This is a genomic window from Pseudomonas sp. HK3, from assembly GCF_052920985.1.
In genome coordinates, this window is sequence record NZ_JBREXD010000005.1 from 1 (window position 1) to 21,442 (window position 21,442).

19 protein-coding genes and 2 pseudogenes are annotated in these 21,442 nt (G+C 41.8%); 4 read left to right on the top strand and 17 right to left on the bottom strand.

Annotation, left to right across the window (positions count from 1 at the left end):
• Positions 1-31: 31 nt before the first annotated feature.
• The 11 genes from ACU6U9_RS22805 to ACU6U9_RS22855 form a co-directional block, all read right to left on the bottom strand.
• A complete protein-coding gene (locus tag ACU6U9_RS22805) occupies positions 32-244 on the bottom strand; it encodes a DUF6500 family protein (protein WP_446736395.1) in 213 nt (70 codons plus the stop codon).
• A 50-nt stretch (positions 245-294) separates the two neighbouring features.
• The gene (locus tag ACU6U9_RS22810) at positions 295-1,032 is read right to left on the bottom strand and encodes a phytanoyl-CoA dioxygenase family protein (RefSeq protein WP_446736396.1); all 738 of its coding nucleotides are present in this window, start codon (positions 1,030-1,032) and stop codon (positions 295-297) included.
• Positions 1,033-1,079: 47 nt separating this feature from the next.
• Positions 1,080-1,655 (bottom strand): YceI family protein, encoded by a 576-nt coding sequence (locus ACU6U9_RS22815; protein WP_446736397.1) that lies wholly within the window; start codon positions 1,653-1,655, stop codon positions 1,080-1,082.
• Positions 1,656-2,242: 587 nt separating this feature from the next.
• On the bottom strand, positions 2,243-4,048 hold the full coding sequence (locus ACU6U9_RS22820; protein WP_446737223.1) for a PHA/PHB synthase family protein: 1,806 nt from the start codon (positions 4,046-4,048) through the stop codon (positions 2,243-2,245).
• Positions 4,049-4,103: 55 nt separating this feature from the next.
• On the bottom strand, positions 4,104-4,475 hold the full coding sequence (locus ACU6U9_RS22825) for a phasin family protein (RefSeq protein WP_446736400.1): 372 nt from the start codon (positions 4,473-4,475) through the stop codon (positions 4,104-4,106).
• A gap of 99 nt (positions 4,476-4,574) precedes the next feature.
• Entirely contained in the window at positions 4,575-4,826 is a 252-nt protein-coding gene (locus ACU6U9_RS22830) for a DUF6489 family protein (protein WP_446736401.1), read from the bottom strand.
• A complete protein-coding gene (locus ACU6U9_RS22835; protein WP_446736402.1) occupies positions 4,823-5,320 on the bottom strand; it encodes a MaoC/PaaZ C-terminal domain-containing protein in 498 nt (165 codons plus the stop codon). The genes ACU6U9_RS22830 and ACU6U9_RS22835 overlap by 4 nt, the downstream gene beginning before the upstream one ends.
• A 504-nt stretch (positions 5,321-5,824) precedes the next feature.
• Complete coding sequence (locus ACU6U9_RS22840; protein ID WP_446736403.1) at positions 5,825-6,043, bottom strand: helix-turn-helix domain-containing protein; 219 nt, start codon at positions 6,041-6,043, stop codon at positions 5,825-5,827.
• A gap of 12 nt (positions 6,044-6,055) precedes the next feature.
• A complete protein-coding gene (locus ACU6U9_RS22845) occupies positions 6,056-6,598 on the bottom strand; it encodes a DUF2975 domain-containing protein (RefSeq protein WP_446736404.1) in 543 nt (180 codons plus the stop codon).
• 271 nt (positions 6,599-6,869) lie between these two features.
• A complete protein-coding gene (locus ACU6U9_RS22850) occupies positions 6,870-7,652 on the bottom strand; it encodes a crotonase/enoyl-CoA hydratase family protein (protein WP_446736405.1) in 783 nt (260 codons plus the stop codon).
• Between the two features lie 13 nt (positions 7,653-7,665).
• Entirely contained in the window at positions 7,666-9,444 is a 1,779-nt protein-coding gene (locus ACU6U9_RS22855; protein WP_446737195.1) for an acyl-CoA dehydrogenase, read from the bottom strand.
• A 107-nt stretch (positions 9,445-9,551) separates the two neighbouring features.
• On the opposite strand from ACU6U9_RS22855, the gene ACU6U9_RS22860 reads away from it, so the two are divergent.
• The 3 genes and pseudogenes from ACU6U9_RS22860 (at position 9,552) to ACU6U9_RS22870 (ending at position 12,284) form a co-directional block, all read left to right on the top strand.
• A complete protein-coding gene (locus tag ACU6U9_RS22860) occupies positions 9,552-10,511 on the top strand; it encodes a GlxA family transcriptional regulator (RefSeq protein WP_446737224.1) in 960 nt (319 codons plus the stop codon).
• 138 nt (positions 10,512-10,649) lie between these two features.
• Positions 10,650-11,420, top strand: a pseudogene (locus ACU6U9_RS22865) (MCP four helix bundle domain-containing protein); the annotation flags it as partial.
• Positions 11,421-11,438: 18 nt separating this feature from the next.
• Entirely contained in the window at positions 11,439-12,284 is an 846-nt protein-coding gene (locus ACU6U9_RS22870; RefSeq protein ID WP_446737196.1) for a methyl-accepting chemotaxis protein, read from the top strand.
• A gap of 153 nt (positions 12,285-12,437) precedes the next feature.
• On the opposite strand, the gene ACU6U9_RS22875 is transcribed toward ACU6U9_RS22870, so the two are convergent.
• From ACU6U9_RS22875 to ACU6U9_RS22885, 3 genes and pseudogenes are all read right to left on the bottom strand, one after another.
• The gene (locus tag ACU6U9_RS22875; RefSeq protein WP_446737229.1) at positions 12,438-13,766 is read right to left on the bottom strand and encodes an acyl-CoA dehydrogenase C-terminal domain-containing protein; all 1,329 of its coding nucleotides are present in this window, start codon (positions 13,764-13,766) and stop codon (positions 12,438-12,440) included.
• Positions 13,764-13,955 (bottom strand): annotated as a pseudogene (locus ACU6U9_RS22880) (hypothetical protein); the annotation flags it as partial. The gene ACU6U9_RS22875 and the pseudogene ACU6U9_RS22880, both read right to left, overlap by 3 nt.
• Positions 13,956-13,973: 18 nt before the next feature.
• Complete coding sequence (locus ACU6U9_RS22885; protein WP_446737225.1) at positions 13,974-14,213, bottom strand: hypothetical protein; 240 nt, start codon at positions 14,211-14,213, stop codon at positions 13,974-13,976.
• 131 nt (positions 14,214-14,344) lie between these two features.
• Here ACU6U9_RS22885 and ACU6U9_RS22890 point away from each other — a divergent pair, with 131 nt between their 5' ends.
• The gene (locus ACU6U9_RS22890) at positions 14,345-16,378 is read left to right on the top strand and encodes an oxidoreductase (protein ID WP_446736408.1); all 2,034 of its coding nucleotides are present in this window, start codon (positions 14,345-14,347) and stop codon (positions 16,376-16,378) included.
• 87 nt (positions 16,379-16,465) lie between these two features.
• On the opposite strand, the gene ACU6U9_RS22895 is transcribed toward ACU6U9_RS22890, so the two are convergent.
• The 3 genes from ACU6U9_RS22895 to metE all read right to left on the bottom strand — a co-directional run bounded on the left by ACU6U9_RS22895 (position 16,466) and on the right by metE (position 21,403).
• A complete protein-coding gene (locus ACU6U9_RS22895; protein ID WP_446736409.1) occupies positions 16,466-17,065 on the bottom strand; it encodes a Crp/Fnr family transcriptional regulator in 600 nt (199 codons plus the stop codon).
• A 5-nt stretch (positions 17,066-17,070) separates the two neighbouring features.
• A complete protein-coding gene (locus ACU6U9_RS22900) occupies positions 17,071-18,918 on the bottom strand; it encodes an ABC transporter ATP-binding protein (RefSeq protein WP_446736410.1) in 1,848 nt (615 codons plus the stop codon).
• 169 nt (positions 18,919-19,087) lie between these two features.
• A complete protein-coding gene (gene metE, locus ACU6U9_RS22905) occupies positions 19,088-21,403 on the bottom strand; it encodes a 5-methyltetrahydropteroyltriglutamate--homocysteine S-methyltransferase (RefSeq protein WP_446736411.1) in 2,316 nt (771 codons plus the stop codon).
• Positions 21,404-21,442 lie beyond the last annotated feature (39 nt).

Sequence of the window (21,442 nt, forward strand, 5' to 3'; positions counted from 1 at the left end):
TAACAAGCCCGCTTTATGAATCAACCGATAATTAAATTTGAACCATTTTTTTGATTTTAACCGCCTTTTCGAAATGGTCTAACTTGTGTGTCATGATCCACCAAGTCGCTGCTTCCATCAACAGCTCAGGGTCGTCATTCTTGTTGGCAAAAAATGCATAAAAAGAAAGACCGACAGTGGGCCCTTTTGATGCTATTTTTTTATCACATACTTCAATTATTTTTTTCTTTAAACTTTCTCTCATGACAAACCCTTACCTGAGAACATATATCCTATTCTCGGCATTCTACCCAACTACTGGATAAACATCCATATATTATCAAGGCGCTCATAATCGTCATCTTTTGGATACCCATCCCTATCTATAAAGCCCATTAAATCTGGGTGGTTATCACAAAATAACACATCCAATGACAACCGATCTTGGCCATACAAGCCTCGATGAATCATATTGGCAGAGAACACAAGCAAATCACCTGCCTTAAGCTCAATAGAAAGCCCCTCACCTAAATTCTCGCTACTCTTATGCCCACACTCTTCTAACCTCACCGCTTGCTCATGGGGGGAATCCCAACGTTTATGCGTGTTCGGAATCAACTCGATACCCGGCTCATTAAACAAAGGAATGCGAAAGTGTACGACTTCTGGGCCTGACAAGGCTGCTTTTTGCTCATCGATTGATAAGTGATATTGCGGGTCTCGATGCCAATAATTTTTTTGGCCATGATTAAACGGATCAAAAAACAATTGAGTATTCATAAATATTGGAGGCTCAATAAAAATCGACCTGACGACATACGCAAACTTGTTACTGGTTAAAAACTGAAAAAGAGCAAACCGATAAGCCTCATCAAGCTCACCTTGTTTCGTGATATAGGCCGAGTTAATGGCTTTTTCTGTATAGAATTTCTCGTATTTCTTTTTCCACGCTGCATGAAAAGATATAAGAATTTCTCTTATACTAGCCAACGTATCATCAGAAAAAAAAGATTCTAATAAAATGTAGCCATTTTTTTCAAATTGATCATTCATAAATATCAGTAAAGCAGTGCTTTATTTGAACACTGCTTTTATATGCGTTATTTCTTAAATATAAGTTCAAAGGTAACTGGCACCGCTAAACTGATGTTCGGTAGTCCCGCTAATTTTTTTAACGTTTCGATACCTTCTGCCAACTTATAATCGCCTGCATTGACAATAACTGGCTTAGCCGAGCTCACTAGCCATTTGTTTTCATTTAGTTTCACAATGGTCACTTCGGCTTGAACTTGTTTATCAACACCATGAAGCGATAGCGTTAAGTTGACTAAATCGGTGTAATAGTCACCATTCTCTAAGCTTGATGCACGAGATATTTCAACATTGCCTGTTAACATGGCATTCGCGTACTTAGAAACATTGAAAAAATTATTTTTTAATCGTTCATCACGAATACCTATTTTTGTATCGACACTAGAGAGGTCAACCGATACTGATAATTTACCTTTTTCATCAATCGAGCCATTAAATTGTTTAAAGTGGCTAATTTCTGCGATTGCATCCTTCTTAATTGATACAAAATTAAGCAGTGATTCTTCAGTTTGCAATGTCCAATCTGCAAAGGCATTAGGTGCCAAGACTAATAAAGCACACATAAATAGCGAATACATTTTCATTTGTTTTCCTTTAAATATATAAAATTTGAGTTTGGTCCTAGCTGAATCACAACTTTCAGCGCTTTTTACAATAAAACAATGAGCATCATACTCGCTCGTTTCATTTTCCGCTCTTTTATATTGCTTCTCTCTCGTCACAATAATCGACAATTTTGGCATTAAGGTCAAACTGATCAAAAATGAAAATAGTGACACAATATCAACCAAATCAAATAACTCATTGTATTTATGCAAATAATGCTGGCACATTTCATTGACACATAGATGCAAGCCCTATTCTAACCATGAAAATCAATTAATGATTAACCTACATAAAGGCACCCACCATTTTAAAGGGTTCAGCTAAATACAGCACATCATAGAATTTGGTGGCATTTAATGACTACTTTATAGCGCCTATTTCATAAAACGCTTCCTTAGTAAATGATTAGCCCTAGATAGAGATAGCACCTATTAGTAACAATTGAGGTTTTTTAACTTTCAATAAAATAAGTACCTTAACTGTGAATTAAACGACAGACATAAAAAAACCGAGCTGATTAAGCTCGGTAAAAAGGCCTACTGCTAATTTTTATTATGTCTTTTTATTATGTGTTTATAACATCTACAATACGTTTTGATACGTAACGTCCTGGCGCAGGCTCAATCACGTCAATTTCGCCTTGCCCCGGAGTACGCGCGGGTACATTGCCTTCTGTTTTGTTTGCAACCCATTCTTGCCAATTCACCCACCAAGAACCTTCGTTACGCTTAGCTTGCTTGAACCACTCTGATGAATTAGCGGCCAATTGATCATTGGTCCAGTACTCATATTTATTGGCACTTGGTGGGTTTACTACACCCGCTATATGGCCGGAACCACCTAATACAAACTTAACATCGCCTTTAAAAAGCTGAGCGCCTTTATAAGTGGTTTGCCATTTTGCAATATGATCCTGAGCTAAAGAGAGAAAGTATGACGGCACATCCACCTGAGAAAGGTCAATCCCTTGTCCATTTAATTGAATTCCATCTTTATCTTTTAGTCTGTTATGCAAATACATATTACGTAAATAAAAGCTGTGCATGGTAGCAGGAAGGTTTGTACCGTCGGTGTTCCAGTATAATAAGTCAAACGCCATTGGGCGCTCACCCTTTAAATAGTTATTAATAAAAAACGACCAGAAAAGATCATTTTCACGTAACAAATTAAAACTAAATGCCATCATACGACCATCGTAATAGCCTAATGCATTCATTTGTTTTTCTAATGCACTGATTGCTGTTTCATTAATAAACACACCAATTTCGCCAGGGTCAGAAAAATCAATGAGGGTTGCTAAATACGTCGCCGATTTAATACGATGATCGTTAGTTTTTTTCATATAGCCTAATGTAGCCGCTAGCAAAGTACCGCCTAAACAATAACCCACTGCGTTTACCTCAGCTTCACCTGTTGCTTGTTTTATAGCGTCTAGTGCTGCTAGTGGTCCTTGTTGCATGTAATCGTTGAATTCTTTGTTTCTAAGGCTAGGACCAGGATTAACCCATGAAATGCAAAATACAGTATGACCTTGATCAACCAGCCATTTTAGTAATGAATTTTTTTCCCGCAAATCTAAAATATAGTATTTATTAATAAAAGGTGGAATAACTAACAACGGAGTTTTGAATGTGCTTTTTGTGGTTGGTGTATATTGAATGAGCTGAATTAAATCATTTTCATAAACAACAGATCCCGGCGTTGTTGCAACATTCTGGCCAACTTTAAATGCACTGCTATCGGACATTGCAATATTTAAACCGCCAAAACTGTCTTTTAAATCATGGGAAAGCTGCTCCATACCTTTCAATAAATTAGCGCCGCCAGTTTCAATGGTTTTGCGAACGACTTCTGGATTCGTACCTGCAAAGTTACTAGGTGATAAGGCGTTAACATACTGACGAACAAGAAAGTCTACTTTATTTTTGGTTAATTCGGATAAGTCATCAACACTATCAACCATATTATGGATAGCATCAGCATGCAGCAGGTAGTTTTGCTTCAAGTAATCAAACAGTGGATTTGAGCGCCAGTCATCGTCTTTAAACCGGCGATCTGAAGAGTCAGGTTCAATGACGGGTTCAGAATCTTGCCCCATGAATTTTAATGCGGTATGTTGCCATAACGCCATCTGTTTATTCATTAGCTGCATTTGTTGACCGACAATAGCAGCGGGGTTTTGCATCAACTTATCACTAAACTCAGAAAATGCCTCATTAAAATCAGACATTACGGTAGCAGCAGGATCATCTTCTGATGTTTTTCGAGACGTTAAACTTTCTAAAATATCAGAGAACTGCTCACTTGCTTTCACTGACATACCGATGAAATCATTAACGGTTTCTTCAATATTCAGACTTTCCTGTGACATACCCTATCCTTGATTTAATTAAAAAAGCCACATCAAAGATGTGGCTTGATTTGCTTTACGCTGTTTTTGTTGCTTTTTTCTCAGCCGGCTTTGAAGCAGGACGCGCTTCTTGCCAAACGGCTTCAACTTGAGATTTAAAATCATTCGCTAAATCTGACAATGATTTTGCATCTTCCATGATTTTTTTATTAACGGTAGCCGCTGCTTCCGTTTGAGATGTAGAAAAAGAGCGTAATGATTCAGCATCTTTTACATCAACCGCTTTTTTCATTTGTGACATCGTAATGTCAGCATATGATTTAATTGACTCCAATTGGAACTCCGTCATTTTCTCCATATTCTCAACCATCAAAGCACTCAGCTTATTAAGTGGTGAATAGAAGCTTTTTGCTTGCTCTGTGAACGCATTCATGATGTTTTCTTGCATTTTCCTCTCCTTGAGGTTGGTTTTTAGAATAGTCCTAATTGCTTAAATTGATCTCCCTAAGACAGTCCTTTGTTTTAGTAAAACAAGATCAATTTAAATTCATTTACTTTCGTGCTTAGAGGTCATATTAAATAGTGTGTCAAAAAATCCTTTTTGTGCACTTTCCATTGTTTGCATACTGGTATTTAAATAAGGCTTCAGCAATGAAAAAGCATCGTATCCGTCTTCAGCATTTTTCATTTTTTCAACAATGGTACTGATGATCTCTTCGTGCAATCCCTGCACATCTGGCAACCCCATTGCTTGACGAAACTCATCTGGTGTTAAATCAAATTCAACATTTATTTTCATGCAATTTCGCTCAATACTGGCCCACCAATAGTAATTTTTGGCAACTCAGGTTTGGCTATAATTATTTTTTTAGTGGGGGCAATTACTTTGGCCTCCCCTTCTAATACACGCTTGCCATCTTGATTTACAACTTCACAATTAAATACAACCGTATGCTTTTCATCATTTTTTTGTTGGGCTGTTAACTTTACCGACAAGGTATCGCCTAATTTTACTGGGCGAAGGAAATTCAAAGATTGATTCAAATAAATAGTACCAGGCCCCGGCATAACCGTTGCCAAAGTAGCGGACACCAATGAGCCCGACCACATACCATGTGCAATACGCTCCTTAAACACAGAGTTTCGTGCAAACTCTTCATCAAGGTGTACTGGATTAACATCACCAGAGACCACAGCAAACAAAATTAAATCGGCTTCGGTTAATGTTTTTTTATAAACACACTGATCACCCAGTGCAATTTCATCGTAGGTTTTGTTCTCTAATGCTTCCATATATCACCTTTGTTGAAATATCCGTTCTTAATATGACAGCCATATAATTATTAAAAAATAAACGCAGCTCATCAAACTGTTTTAGATAGTTATCGAATCATTTTAATAAATCAAAGACTGCTTTAGAGTTAAAGCACCAGACTCATTTTAGGTCTAAGCCGTTTAAACTAGACGGTTAAAGTCATAAAAAATAACTAGAAAAAGCTAAAAATAATAATTATTGAGTAATATCAAAAACTTACAAATAATATAAGTTGATCCAGTAAAAATAAGGCTACGAAAAATATCGCTACAGGCGTGATGATCGGTATGAGAATGCATGACAAACATTGTAACAACCCCTGATCTAAGTCATTACTTTTTCGCTTCAGTAAATTAATATTTTTCTGACCGTTTCGTCAAATTCCATATATTAACAGCCAAAAAAAAGCCCGCACAGCGGGCTTAAATATTTTAAGTTGTCAGCGGCCTAATGTTATTCAGGCACATAAATGTAAAATAATATTACTCAGTTAGCTCTTCGTCTGTGAACTCTAAAATATCCCCTGGCTGGCATTCAAGATATTTACAAATTGCATCCAGTGTTGTGATTCGGATCGCTTTCGCTTTCTCTCTTTTCAAGATTGATAGGTTTTGCTCAGAAATACCAATCAACTTTGCGAGCTCATTGGACTTCATTTTTCGCTTAACAAGCATAAGGTCTAAATTAATTCTAATCGTCATAATTAGCTCACGTTATATTGTCATCTGGTTTTCTTCAGCCAACACACGACCTTCATTCATTACCCAGGCAATCACGTAGATAAACACAGAAACCAATATTACGGTTATTTCTTCAGAGCCAAAAGTGACCGTCAACATACGCTCCCCTACTGGGTTACCTAATGAAAACAATACGCTCTTAACCGTTTCATATATAACGGTTAGAAGAACCCAGATTGCTAAATACTTGGCTATTTTTTTAAATAAGACCACGTGCTCAAATGAAAAAATTATGCCTTCTTTATAGGATGAGAATATTTTTCTTAAATAAAACAACACACACATAAGAATAATCATAGGAAATAAGCTTGAGAAGAAACCCGCCATTTGTAATTGAAGTGGCAATTCATAAGAGCCAACCGCAGCCGGGTTTGAGGTATCAAGCACGAAAGAGCGGGTATCGTGACCGACCAAAAACCAATAAAAGATATAATACACAGGTGTCATCACAAAACTTGCCGATAATGCCCTGTGTATCCATAAGCTAAATCTTTTAACGCTGGATCTATTATTCATATGCCTTTCGCCTTAGTCATGCTTGAGAGTAGGTGAAGATTGGCACATTAGACATTAAAAAACAATCAATTATTATCGAATTAAGATAAAAATTGATTGTTATTTACAGTTTTATGCCCTAAAACCATATAAAATGCGTTATCGCACACTTAACATCAGGCAAAAAAAAGCCCGCTTAGCGGGCTTTAATCAAGTCGATTTTGTTTCTATCTTTCTCTTTAAGCGGTATGCATGGTTAAGCGCTTTATGATAGACGCATAACACAAAGAACTTACTTACCCTGGAAGTGTGCTTTACGGCGTTCTAAAAATGAACGAACACCTTCGCTGGCATCTTCGCTTTGCATCACCTTCGGCATGTCATCAAACACCGAATGTAACGCAATGTTTTGGTCTTGCGTGCGTGCTAGCTTTGATGAACGCAGCGCTGCTTGTACACCAAGAGGCGCTGCATCGGCTATTTTTGTCGCTAATTCGCGAGCGCGAATATGCAACTGATCTCGATCAACAATCTCTTGTAGCATTCCCCATTGCAAAGCTTGCTCTGCAAAAAACTCATCACCTGTTAATAAATAACGCTGAGCATTGGCCCAGCCAATTTCTTCAGGTAAGCGAATCGTACCGCCGCCGCAGGGATAAATACCACGCTGCACTTCAAGTTGAGCAAAGCGCGCATCTTTTGTCGCAATGCGGATATCCGTATTCAGTAATAGCTCTAAACCCGATGTATAACACAACCCTTGTGCCGCCAAAACAACCGGCTTGGTTAATTGTTCACCTTGAATACCATAAGGGTCTATGTGCTCTGGCGGTAACTTAGGCGCCTCCCCTTTTGCAAAAATAGGCACCCATTTATCAAGCTCTAACCCCGATGTAAAATGATCGCCGTTGGCTTGAATGATACCCACACGCAAATCATCATCCGTTTGTAATTGGTACAATGCTTTGGCCAGAATATGATAACTCTCTGGGTCTAGTGCATTGTATTTTTCTGGTCGGTTAAACGTAATGGTTAATATATGATCACGACTTTCAACAATTATTTTGTCACTCATAACAACCTCTCCTTTAAAACCAATTTTCTTGCATATCTAAACATGTTGAATCAAAACCACTTAACAATGCTGCCAAATGTTCTATCTCTGGCAATTCCCATTTAATAAAATACTGTGCGGCTTGAAGCTTACCGGCTAGAAAAGCGTGATCGGACTCATCGTTCGAATCGGTATACGCCTCGATCGCTTTATCTGCCATTTCTAACCATAACCACGAAATAACTATTTTCCCCATCATATCTAAATACAATGCAGAGTTTGCCAATCCTTTTTTTACATCGCCGCTTTGTAAGACTTTACCCAATGTCATCGTGGTTTGCACAAATGTATTCAAGTGCTGTTGAAAAATGAGCACTAGCGCTTTTAATTGCGGCTTATTACCGGCACCTTTTAATGTGGTTTGCACTTTAGCCATTAATAATTGCTGCCCTTTGCCATTGGCCTGCCACAATTTACGCCCAAGCAAATCAAGCGACTGAATACCATATGTACCTTCGTGTATAGGATTCAAACGGTTGTCGCGATAACACTGCTCAACCGGATATTCACGGGTGTAACCTGCACCCGCTAATACTTGAATTGCTAAATCGTTTGCTTTTAATCCATAAGAAGAAGGGAACGATTTCACTACAGGCGTTAATAAATCCAGTAACAAGCCACTGTCTTCATTGCCCATCGCCTCTTGCTCATCAACTAACCTTGCGGCTAATAAACACAAAGCGAGTGACCCTTCAACGTAACTTTTTTGCGCAAGCAACATGCGTTTAACGTCGGCATGTTCAATAATATTAAGCGGTTTGCTTTGCGAATTTTTTTCATCTGGCGCACGGCCTTGCGGGCGATTTTTTGCGTAGTCTAATGATTCAAGATACCCGCGGTAACCAATCATGGCGGCACCTGTACCCACGCCAATTCGCGCTTCGTTCATCATTTTGAACATGTACATCAGGCCTTTATTGGCTTCACCAATTAAATAGCCATGACAATTATCTTTTTCGCCAAAATTCAAAACAGTTGATGTGGTACCGCGGTAACCCATTTTATGTAATAGGCCTGCAAGATTAACGTCATTACGTTGGGCTAATGTGCCATCCGCTTCGGTTAAAAATTTCGGTACTAAAAATAACGAAATGCCTTTTACGCCTTTTGGCGCCCCATCAATACGTGCTAACACTAAATGCACAATATTCTCGGTGATATCTTGATCACCACCTGAGATATACATTTTTTGGCCTTTAATGCGGTAGCTGCCGTCAGCCTGCGCAAGTGCTTTCGTATTTAAGTCGCCCAACGACGAACCCACATCCGGCTCGGTTAATGCCATGGTGCCAGCGAAGCGTCCGCTAAACATATGCGGCAGGTACGTTTGCTTTTGTGTTTGATCGCCAAATGCATGAATTAAATTAGCCGCCGCACTGGTTAAAAATGGATAGCCTGCCGTCGATGGATTCGCCGACATAAAATAGGCATTACATGCCGCATGAATTAACGCGGGTAACTGCATGCCGCCGTCTTCATATTGATGGCGGGCGGACAACAAACCGGATTGTGCAAAGTGCTGCCATGCCGTTTTAACTTCTGGAATGGTGGTCACTTTTTCACCGTCAAACTGAGGTTCTTGGCTATCGGCTTTTGCGTTGTGGGGCAAAAAGTGCTCTTCCGCAATACGTGCTGAGGTTTTTAACACTTCATCAAACGTGGTTTTATCATGGTCTTGAAAGCGATCGGCTTGCGTTAACCCCTGCGCGTCAAATACGTTATACAGCAGAAAATCCATGTCTTTAGGGTTCATTAAATTGGCCACGGTGGCTCCTTAGCGGGCTTTGTATCATTAAGCTTCAGTATCAGCCTTGTAACTTAGCGCGGTAATTGTCAATATAGCCACAAATAAAGCTATTTATGCCAAACATGAAAAATATCTACATACTCGGTTTTGATCAGGCCTTAGCATCCGCCATCACAGGTGTATTAGATCTTTTTGCGTTAGCGGGCGTCACTTGGAACCGCATTCAAGGTAGCGAGCCCACCCCAATATTCGATGTCAAAATAGCCAGTGCAAATGGCGAACCGATACGCTGCATAAACGGCATCAACCTAGGTGCTCATGTTAGCTTTGCAGAAATACAAAACGCAGATGCTCTTATCATCCCCACTATTGGTGGCCCCATTGAACAGGTATTGGCGAGTAATCCTGACTTAATCAATGCAATTCAAGCCGCCGATCGCCAGCGCTGCATTATTGCAGGCAACTGCACGGGAAATTTTTTACTGGCCCAAGCGGGTATTTTAAATGGGCGGCAAGCCACGACCCACTGGGGATTCAAAGATCAATTCAAACAGCACTACCCTAACGTCAACCTAACCGCTGAATTCATGCTGACCCGCGATGAGCATATTTATTGCGCAGGGGGTGGTCTTGCTTGGTTTGATTTAGGCCTACATATGATCGAACGCTTTGTGGGGTTTGAAACCGCCATTCAAACCGCAAAAGCATTTGTTATTGATTACCGCAGAGACAGCCAGCTTTCCTACTCACTGATGGGCCTAGCAAAGCCCCATAAAGACACCCTGATTAAAGAGGTTCAGCAATGGCTGACACAAAACTACGCAACCAGTATTGCGATTGACGACTTAGCTCAACGTTTCAGCGTATCAAAGCGCACTTTAATAAGACGGTTTAACCAAGCGCTTGATATGCCACCGAATGTGTATATTCAAGGCTTAAGAGTTGAAGGGGCACAAAAGCTATTAGAAGAAAGTGACATGCACATTGATACCATAATGAACACCGTAGGGTATGAAGACGCTAGCTCTTTTAGGCGGCTATTTAAAAGTAAAACAGGCGTGACCCCCCAGTGATTATCGCAGTCGCTTTCGTCGTCGATAGTACTTAAAAACCCATCAACTAGCGTAAAATAAATTTTTTTAGGCGCGATTAAGCACTTTTTAAAGGTTAGGCTAGACTTTTAATATAACGAAATTTTGAGTGCTCACGCCATGCTTTCACGGTTCAAGATATCAACACGGCTTATCGCTACGTCTTTTTTCCCTATTATCGTTCTTATTTTAGTGGTTACCAGTGCTGTTAGTATCTTTGGTAACATTCAAAATGGCGTAGACAGCCTATACAAAGACCGAGTTGTTCCGCTGCGTGATTTAAAAATCATTGCTGATGATTACGCCGTATTGATTATTGATACCATTAATAAAACCAACACAGGTCGTATGACGGTTGAGCAAGCCCAAAAAAATCTAATATCCGCACAAGATAGAATCGCCAAAACGTGGAAAGAGTATCTGGCAACGACACTTACAACAGAAGAAGCAAGATTAGCGCGTGAAGCTGAACCCCTTTTTACGGAAGCCAATAACGCTATTCATAAAGTAGAGGATTTTCTTAAAGGTAAGACCGGGAAAATTCAGTACAAGCTTAACCATATTAATGGGACCCTTTATGATCAAATTGACCCCATTAGCGACAAAATAACCGAACTTATTAACTTACAACTTGAAGTTGCAAAGCAAGTCAGCATTGATGTTCATGATCAAACTGACGCCTTAACAGCGGCATATATTTTAGGTACGTTACTGGCGACGACATTATTAATCATCGCGAGTGTTCTTGTCACTAGGTCTATCACCACGCCGCTCAATCAAATGAGCCTAACCATGAACAGTATTGAAAAAGATTCAGATGTCACACAAAAGATATCGATAAAAGGTGAAGATGAATTAGCTCAAACCACCGCTGTATTTAATACAATGATGTCACGCATCAATATGCTAATGGGCGAAGTCAATGGCAGCAGCAAACAACTGTCAGATGCATCAAAAGGCTTGGCAAACATATCAGACTTAGCCAACAAAAATACATTAAAGCAGCAAAATGAAACAGACCAGGTGGCAACCGCCATGAACGAGATGACCGCCTCTATTCAAGAGATTGCTCAGTCAACCAACGATGCCCAAGAAGCCGCCAAGCAAGCTACAACACGCAGTAAAGATGGCCGAAGCATTGGCCAGCGCAGTTCATCACTGTTAAATAGCTTTATGGAAGAAATCGAGAATACGGCTGATATCCTCACTAACCTTGAAGGCGAAAGCCAAAACATCGGCTCAGTGGTTGATGTGATAAATGGCATTGCAGAACAAACCAATTTACTTGCTTTAAACGCTGCAATTGAAGCCGCCCGTGCAGGCGAACAAGGCAGAGGCTTTGCGGTAGTGGCCGATGAAGTGCGCACACTTGCACAACGTACACAGACATCGACACAAGAAATTCGCGACCTAGTTGAGCGTTTACAAAAAGGCACTCAGAATTCCGTTGTTGCCATGAAAAATGGACAAACCAAAGCGGATGAATGCCGTAAGGTCGTAGAAGAAGGCCAGTCTTCATTGGAGCTTATTGAGCAGTCAGTTCAAAGTATTTTTGATATGAATATCCACATTGCAACCGCACTAGAAGAACAAAGTGCGGTTGCAAATGATATCAATCGCAGTGTAACCAGTATCAGTGACATTGCCGTAGAGTCAGCGGACTCAGCGCAACACGTTTCAAAAGCAAGCAATCAACTGTCTGAACTAGCAAACAGCATGGGCAAGCAAGTTGGTCGATTCATCATTAGCAAATGATACGAATCAGTCACATTAAAAACTAAAACATTAAAGCGCATTTTTTGCGCTTTTTTTTGTAATATACATCATCAATTAGATTCGCTATTACGGTTAACATTATTGAGAAAAATATGATCAATAATGTTAACCGTATGAATGACAACACCCTGCTCACGCCCAAATAGGTGCCAAACTGGCCAGTTCTTGTTGCATGGTAATCTCTAAGCTTTTTGTTCTTGGTAGAATACGCGCAAAGTAAAATTCCGCTATTTGCACTTTAGACTGTAAAAACTGCGTATGAATACCCAACTCAGGATACTCAACATTGTCATTCAATAACTGTTTCGCCTCTATGGCCATGATTAAATGGAAATACGCCAACACCACATAACCTGAGTACATTAAAAAATCGACACTGGCACCACCCACTTCGTCATGGTTTTTCATCGCCTTCATACCGATTTTCATACTGAGCTCACCCCACTGCTTTGCATACGGACTAAGCTGCTGGGCTAAATGAGATAATTCAGGGTTGTCTTTGTGTTTAGCACTCACAACATGAATTAACTTTGTCATGGCTTTTAAACTTTTGCCTTGATTCGCCAATACTTTTCGGCCCAATAAATCCAGCGCTTGAATGCCCGTTGTGCCTTCATACAAGGTACCAATACGACCGTCACGATAGAGTTGCTCGGCCCCGTGTTCGCGCACAAAACCATGACCACCAAATACCTGTATGCCTAAACTTGCGCTTTCTAAACCGGTTTCGGTACAAAAGCCTTTTGCGATGGGCGTTAACAAGTCTAACAAATCTTGAGCGTCTTTATCGTCTTGCCCATGGGTTGTATCTAATAATTGCGCACAAAAATAAGCCAACGCTCGCCCACCATCAGCAAACGCTTTTTGTGTTAATAACATGCGGCGTACATCTGGGTGTTCGATAATATAATCAGCGTCTTGATCCGGTTGTTTTTTACCCGATAAACTGCGCATTTGAGTGCGCTCACGGGCATAGGCCAAACTTTTTTGATAAGCCCGCTCACTTAAACCCACACCTTGTAAACACGTACCCAATCGCATTTCATTCATCATCGTGAACATGGCTTGAATACCGCCATTAATTTCACCCACTAAGCAACCTGTTGATTGCTCAAAATTTAACGAACACGTTGGGCTGGCGTGTATGCCCATTTTATCTTCAATGCCGATACACGTAACGTGATTGTTCACCACCCACTGCGCCTGACTGTCTTCTAATTTTTTAGGCACCAAAAATAAAGACAAACCTTTAATTCCCGCCGGGGATTGCGGCAAGCGTGCCAATACTAAATGAATAATATTTTCGCTCGCGTCATGCTCACCCGATGATATAAATATTTTATTGCCGCTGATTAAATATCCACCGTCATGTTCAACCGCTTTGGTGCGAATCAAACCTAAATCGCTACCGCAATGGGCTTCTGTCATGCACATAGTGCCTGTCCATTTGCCTGCGATCATGTTGGGCAAATAAATATCTTGTAAGGTTTTTGAGCCATGGCTAATCAATGCACGACAGGCTGAGATCGTCAGCGCGGGTTTCATGCTAAATGCATGATTTGATGAGGTCAGCATTTCACCAATACTGGCGGCTAATGTTTCCGTTTGTGCTTGACCGCCCCACTGATCAGGCATGGCCACACCCATCCAACCCGCACTTGCATACGTTTAAAAAGCGGCTTTCATCGCAACCGGTAATTGCACTTGGCCATCAACAAATTGGCAGCCTTGTTCGTCACATTCTCGATTAATCGGCGCAAGCACGTCTTCAGCAAACTTAGCCGCTTGTTGCAGTACAAAGTAGTCATTTTGTAATTGAGAATCGTTTAATGCACTTGGCTGTAAACCCAGCCTTAAAAAGGCCATATCGGCGAGCGGTGCTGTGTATTCCAATGTTGACGATGACATATTTATGGCTCTTTATTATTTTTTTGCATTATTGAGCAAATATACCCCTCCCTCCTTAACAAATGATAAGGACGGGTATTTAAACAACATAGATACTAAGGGTATTATCCAATCACTATCTGGAGTCAAACATGAACACACATTTTCCTAATTTATTTCAGCCCCTTGATCTGGGCTTCACAACATTAAAAAACCGCGTATTAATGGGTTCAATGCACACCGGTCTTGAAGAAGACAAAAATGGGTTAGACCGCATGGCGGCGTTTTTTGCCGAACGCGCCAAAGGCGGTGTTGGCTTAATCGTGACTGGTGGCTTTGGGCCAAATGCCCATGCGGCCACGCACCCACACACCAACCTAATTACAAGTAATGAAGATGCTTTAACCCATAAAGTCATTACCGATGCGGTACACGCAGAAGACGGTAAAATTTGCATGCAAATTTTACACACCGGCCGTTATGCCTTTAACCCAGAATCGGTTGCACCCTCAGCGATTCAAGCGCCGATTAATCCGTTTAAACCAAAAGAGCTTGATGACGACGGCATTGAAAGTGAAATTAACGACATTGTGCAAATGGCTAGGTACGCACAAGTAGGCGGCTATGACGGTGTCGAAATCATGGGCTCTGAAGGCTACTTCATTAACCAGTTTTTATCACAACGCACCAACCAACGTGATGACAAATGGGGCGGTACTTATGAAAACCGCATGCGTGTGGCAGTTGAAGTAGTTCGTCGTACTCGTGAAGCGGTTGGTGAAAAGTTCATCATTATTTATCGCCTATCGATGCTCGATTTAGTCGAAGGCGGCAGCACTTATGATGAAGTATTAAAACTGGGTAAGGCCATCGAAAAAGCAGGCGCAACGATTATAAACACCGGCATCGGCTGGCATGAGGCTCGCGTACCCACCATTGCCACCAAAGTCCCCCGCGCAGCGTTCACTTGGGTGACGGCTAAATTCAAAAAAGAACTCAATATCCCGTTAATCACTTCAAACCGTATTAACACCCCAGAAGTGGCTGAAGCAGTATTAGAGCGCGGCGATGCCGATATGATTTCAATGGCTCGCCCATTTTTAGCCGACGGTTTTTTCATGAGCAAAGCTGCCGAAGGTAAAAGCGATGAGATCAACACCTGCATCGGTTGTAACCAAGCCTGCTTAGATCATGTATTCAGCGGTAAAATGACCAGTTGCTTGGTGAATCCACGTGCTTGTCACGAAACCGAATTAGTCATTAAAGAAAGCACTACAAAGAAAAAATACGCCGTCATTGGTGCAGGCCCAGCGGGTTTATCGTTTGCAACCACCGCCGCGCAATGTGGCCATGAGGTGACCTTGTTTGACAGTGAAAGCGAAACTGGCGGCCAATTTAACACGGCCAAACAAGTACCCGGTAAAGAAGAATTTTATGAAACCATTCGTTACTTTAACAAGCAACTTGAATTAAATAATGTAAACATCAAACTCAACACCCGTGTTGATGCTCAACAATTAAACGAGTCTGATTTTGATGACGTTATTATTGCAACCGGTATCGCCCCTCGCTTACCTGAGATCGAAGGCATCGAACACAGCAAAGTATTAAGTTACCTTGATGTGCTTAAATACAAAAAGCCTGTTGGTAAAAAAGTGGCCGTCATTGGTGCAGGTGGTATTGGTTTTGATGTAAGCGAATACCTTGTGCATCAGGGCACCGCCACCAGCCAAAACATCGAAGCCTTCATGAAAGAATGGGGGGTAGATATGACACTTAACGCACGCGGCGGCATTGAAGGCGTTGAAGCAGACGTTACGCCAGCGGCACGCGAAGTGTATTTGCTGCAACGTAAAGCGTCAAAAGTGGGCGGCAAGCTAGGCAAAACAACCGGTTGGATTCATCGCAGCGGCTTGAAAAATAAAGGCGTGAATATGATTCCGGGTTGTGAGTATTTAAAAATCGACGACGAAGGCCTGCACATTAAAGTTAAAGACAATGCTCAAGATAGTGTACAAGTATTAAACGTCGATAACGTCATTGTATGCGCCGGACAAGACCCACTGCGCGAGTTAACAGAAGGCCTAACCAAGCCATACCATCTAATTGGTGGCGCTGATGTAGCCGCAGAACTCGACGCTAAGCGCGCCATTGACCAAGGTTTGCGTTTAGCACTTTCACTATAAAGCAAAAAGCCCAGCTAATATTAGCTGGGCTTTTTTACGTGTATTAGATTTGATTTATTATTTAACCATACCCACTAACTCAATAAGTTAACTTGATATCTTCTTACGCAATCGCGACAGTGACACTGGGGTAATCCCTAAAAACGACGCAATGTGATATTGCGGTAAACGGGTGGCCAGCTCAGCGTATTCTTTTAAAAACCATTTATAACGCTGCTCACCATTACCTAGCAATAATTTGGCTTCACGCTTCACCGTTTTTAAAAATACCGTTTTCACTATTTTGTTTTCTAAGCGCAACCATTCTATGTCTTGGTTGCCCAATTTAAACAGTTCATCACTATCGGCTAATAACACCACACTGCCCTCTAATGCTTGCACATAGTATTGGCATGGCTCGTTACTCATCATCACACTAATGGGCGCCAGCACTTCTTCGGCTTGATAAAAATGCTGGTTCACTTCGTTACCGGCTTGATCAATGTAATAAATACGCAAAAGGCCCGACACAATAAAGCACATTTGCTTGGTGACATCGCCTGCGCGAATCCAGTGCTCATCTTGCGCAAGTTCACGCAAGTGAAAGCAGTCTGAAAATGCATGCCAATTGGTTAAGCTAGCTTGATAATGCCGATTAAAAACCCTTTCAAGCTGCTCACGAGCCGCGGCTTCATCTAAGGCTGTCATGGTTATTACTCACCAATAAAGCCGCCGGTTTGGTGCGCCCAAAGCTGGCTGTAAATGCCGCCGCTATTCACCAGTTCTTGGTGGGTGCCCTGCTCGACAATTCGGCCTTCATCTAGGATCACTAAACGATCCATTGCAGCAATGGTCGATAACCGGTGGGCAATGGCAATAACGGTTTTATCTTCCATTAATATATTCAAGCTGTGTTGAATCGCGGCTTCTACTTCACTGTCTAAAGCAGAGGTTGCTTCATCTAAAATTAAAATCGGTGCATTTTTTAACAACACACGGGCAATGGCGATACGTTGACGTTGACCACCGCTTAATTTCACACCACGCTCACCCACTTGTGCATCAAAGCCTTTATTACCAAATGGGTCTGTTAGCTGCTGAATAAAACCATATGCTTCGGCTTTTTTAGCTGCGGCGATCACATCTTCATGGGTAGCCGATGGGTGGCCATATAAAATATTGTCGCGCACACTGCGGTGCAGCAATGAGGTGTCTTGCGTTACCATACCAATTTTAGCGCGTAAGGTTTCTTGTTGAACAGTTGAGATATTTTGCCCGTCAACGCAAATTTCACCACCTTGCACATCATAAAAACGCAGCAGCAAGTTAACTAAGGTCGATTTACCTGCACCACTGCGCCCCACTAAACCCACTTTTTCGCCGGGTTTAACATTCAGCTGCAATTGTTCAAACACTTTACGCTGGCTGACGCCTTTCTCATGTTTTTCATCATAGAAAAACGCCACGTTATTAAAATCAATGGCGCCTTTTTTAACATCCAATGCTTCGGCTTTTTTAACATCTTGCACATCTTGTGGTTTTGACAATGTTTGCATGCCATCAACCACGGTACCGATGTTTTCAAACAAGCTACTCACTTCCCACATAATCCATTGCGCCATGCCATTCAAACGTAACGCTAAGCTGATGCCAACCGCAATAGCACCCACGGTAATTTGCCCTTGGCCCCACAAATACAAGCCCAGTGCACCAATACCAAACACTAATAAATAGTTAATGGCGTGCACGCTCACGTTTAAACCAACCGCTAAACGCATTTGGCTGTAAACCGTTTGTAAAAAACCATCCATGCCTTCTCTTGCGTAATCACTTTCACGCTTTGAATGGCTAAATAATTTAACCGTGCTGATATTGGTATAACTATCAACAATACGCCCCGTCATATCACTACGAGCGTTCGCTTGATCGGTAGCAACGTTTTTTAATTTAGGAATAAAGACTAATTGCGCAATAATATATAAAACCAACCAGACCAATACAGGTAAAATTAAACGCCAATCTGCTTGCGCAATCACGGCAAGCATCGAAATAAAGTACACTAATATGTACACCATAACGTTGAGCATTTTCATCACACTTTCACGTACCGCTAACGAGGTTTGCATCACTTTAGTGGCAATACGTCCGGCAAATTCGTCTTGGTAAAAACTCATACTTTGTTTTAAAAGATAACGGTGCGCCATCCAACGGATCGACATGGGAAAGTTACCCATTAACGCTTGATGAATCACCAGCGAGTGCAATGCGACTAATAAGGGCATACCCACCAGCAACATAAACGCTAAAAAATACAGCGTGGTGCTTTCTTCTTGCCATAGGGTTTGTGGGTCTTTGTCGATGAGCCAATCAACCAATTGCCCCATAAAGCCAAATAGATAAACTTCAAACATGGCTAAGACAGCCGTCAGCACTGCCATGGCAATTAAGGGCAACGCCATGCCTTGCGTATAATGTCGGCAAAACGCCCATAATGTATTGGGGGGTTGCTGCGGATCTTCCGGAGGAAAGGGATTAATAAGCTTTTCGAAAAATGAAAACATAATGGCAACTTACAAATGTATAAAGGCCAGTATTGTACGCTAACTATCATGGAAAATCGTGTTTAGTTAACTGAGTTTGATGCAAGTGTCTGTTGCAACATATGGCCAATCGCTCAAGCCAAGTATGAGCTTGAGCGATTAAATTTAGACCTAAACAGACACACGCACGTTACGCTTTAATGTCTGAATACTGCTCACGTAATTGCTTAGCCGCGCTCACCATAAGCGTGAGCGCTTCGCGGGTTTCTGGCCATGCACGGGTTTTTAAGCCGCAATCTGGGTTCACCCATAACTGCTCAGCCGGAATCGCTTGCGCGGCTTTTTGTAAAAGCTGCTCCATCCATTGCTGGGTCGGCACAATGGGGCTGTGAATGTCATACACACCAGGGCCAATGTCATTGGGGTAATTGAAGTCTTCAAACGCTTGCAGCAACTCCATGTTAGAGCGGCTGGTTTCAATGGTAATCACATCAGCATCGAGTTCCGCAATGGCCTGAATGATGTCGTTAAATTCGGCATAACACATGTGCGTATGAATTTGAGTACTGTCTTGTACCTTTGCTACCGACAAACGGAATGCGTCCACTGCCCAGCGCAAATACGCCTGCCAGTCACGTTGACGCAGCGGTAAACCTTCACGCAGGGCTGGCTCATCCACTTGAATCATATTAATGCCGGCTTTTTCTAAATCCAATACCTCTTCAGATAACGCCAATGCCAATTGAAATGCTTGCTCTTTAAGTGAAATATCTTCACGGGTAAACGACCAACACAACATGGTGATGGGCCCTGTGAGCATGCCTTTCATGGGTTTGGTTGTCAGAGACTGCGCGTACTGGCTCCAACGCACGGTCATGGGCTCTGGGCGATACACATCTGCTGCGATAATCGGCGGCTTAACACAGCGCGAACCATAACTTTGCACCCAGCCAAAATCGGTAAACACATAGCCTTCAAGTTGCTGACCAAAGTATTCCACCATGTCGTTACGCTCGGCTTCACCGTGTACCAATACATCTAAACCAATGCTCTCTTGCTCTGTCACCGCCCGCCGAATCTCTTCAGACATGACCGACTCATAATTCGCCTGCGAGAGACTGCCTTGCTTAAAGCCTAAACGGGCTTGGCGAATCTCTTTGGTTTGAGGGAAAGACCCAATGGTCGTGGTCGAAAACAATGGTAAGTTAAAGTGTTTTTTCTGCTCCACTTTACGCGCAAGAAATTCGCTATGACGCTTAAATGACTGCGGCGTTAATTCAGCAATGTGTTGTTTTAACTCCGTGCCAATCACGTCTAGTGTTGTATTAACACGCTCGGTTTGTGTTTCATTAATACGGTGTTTGTTATTTCTCAGTTGTGCCGCTAACTGCTCTGTCAACCGAGAAACTTCACTGCATTTTTGCTTAGCAAACGCGAACTGCGCTTTTATGGGGGCTACTAAATTGGTTTCTTGGTCTAAGTCTTCTGGCACATGTAATAACGAGCAACTGCTTGCAAGCCACAAGCGATCACCTAATACCGAATAAAAATCTTTAATAACCGGCAAAATCGATTCAACATTGGCTTTCCATATATTGCGGCCATTAATTAAACCTAACGATAAAACTTTATACGGTGGCAAACGATCAAGTACCTTTGGCAAATCTTGCTTGCCCTTTATGCCATCAATATGCAAACCCGCCACAGGCAGTTGGCAAGCCAAGGTTAAGTTATCATCTAATTCAGAAAAATAAGTGGCAACCAACAACTTAAGTGATGTGCTTTTTAATTGGTTGTAGGCAATCTCGAACCCTTGCTTCCAGTTTTGTGGCAAATCTAAACCTAAAATGGGTTCATCTAACTGCAACCACTCAATGCCCAGCTCGCTTAATTTATGTAATAGTTCAGCGTATGCATTCAATAATTGCGGCAGCAGTTCAATGGCATCAAAGTCTTGCTGGGGTTTACCCAACCAAAGGTACGTGAGCGGGCCAATTAATACAGCTTTCACATTAGGGCTTAACGCTTGTGCTTGTTTGATTTCGTCTAACCAAACATCTGCGTTTAAGTTAAATGCTTGTTGTTCAGTAAACTCTGGGACTAAATAGTGATAATTGGTATCAAACCATTTGGTCATTTCGCACGCGGCGCAATCATCCCCTTGAGTACTGCGGCCACGGGCCATACGAAAGTAAGTATCCCACTGCCAGCCGGACTCGTTCGCAGCAAAACGCTCAGGCACAACACCAAACAAGTATGAATGATTCAGCACATGGTCATACAGGGCAAAATCCCCCGCTGTGATGAAATCTAAGCCGGCATCCAGCTGAATTTGCCAATGGGATTGACGAATATCAGCTGCTTCATTTAAAAGCTGTTCTTGCGTGAGCTGGCCTTTCCAATAATCCTCAAGCGCCCATTTTAGCTGGCGCTGAGCACCCATGCGCGGATAACCCAGCACATGAGATGTAAGATTAGGTCCTGACTCTTTATTAGTTAAATTCACGTTAATTATCCTTTGGGTGAAATCTACTAATACACAATG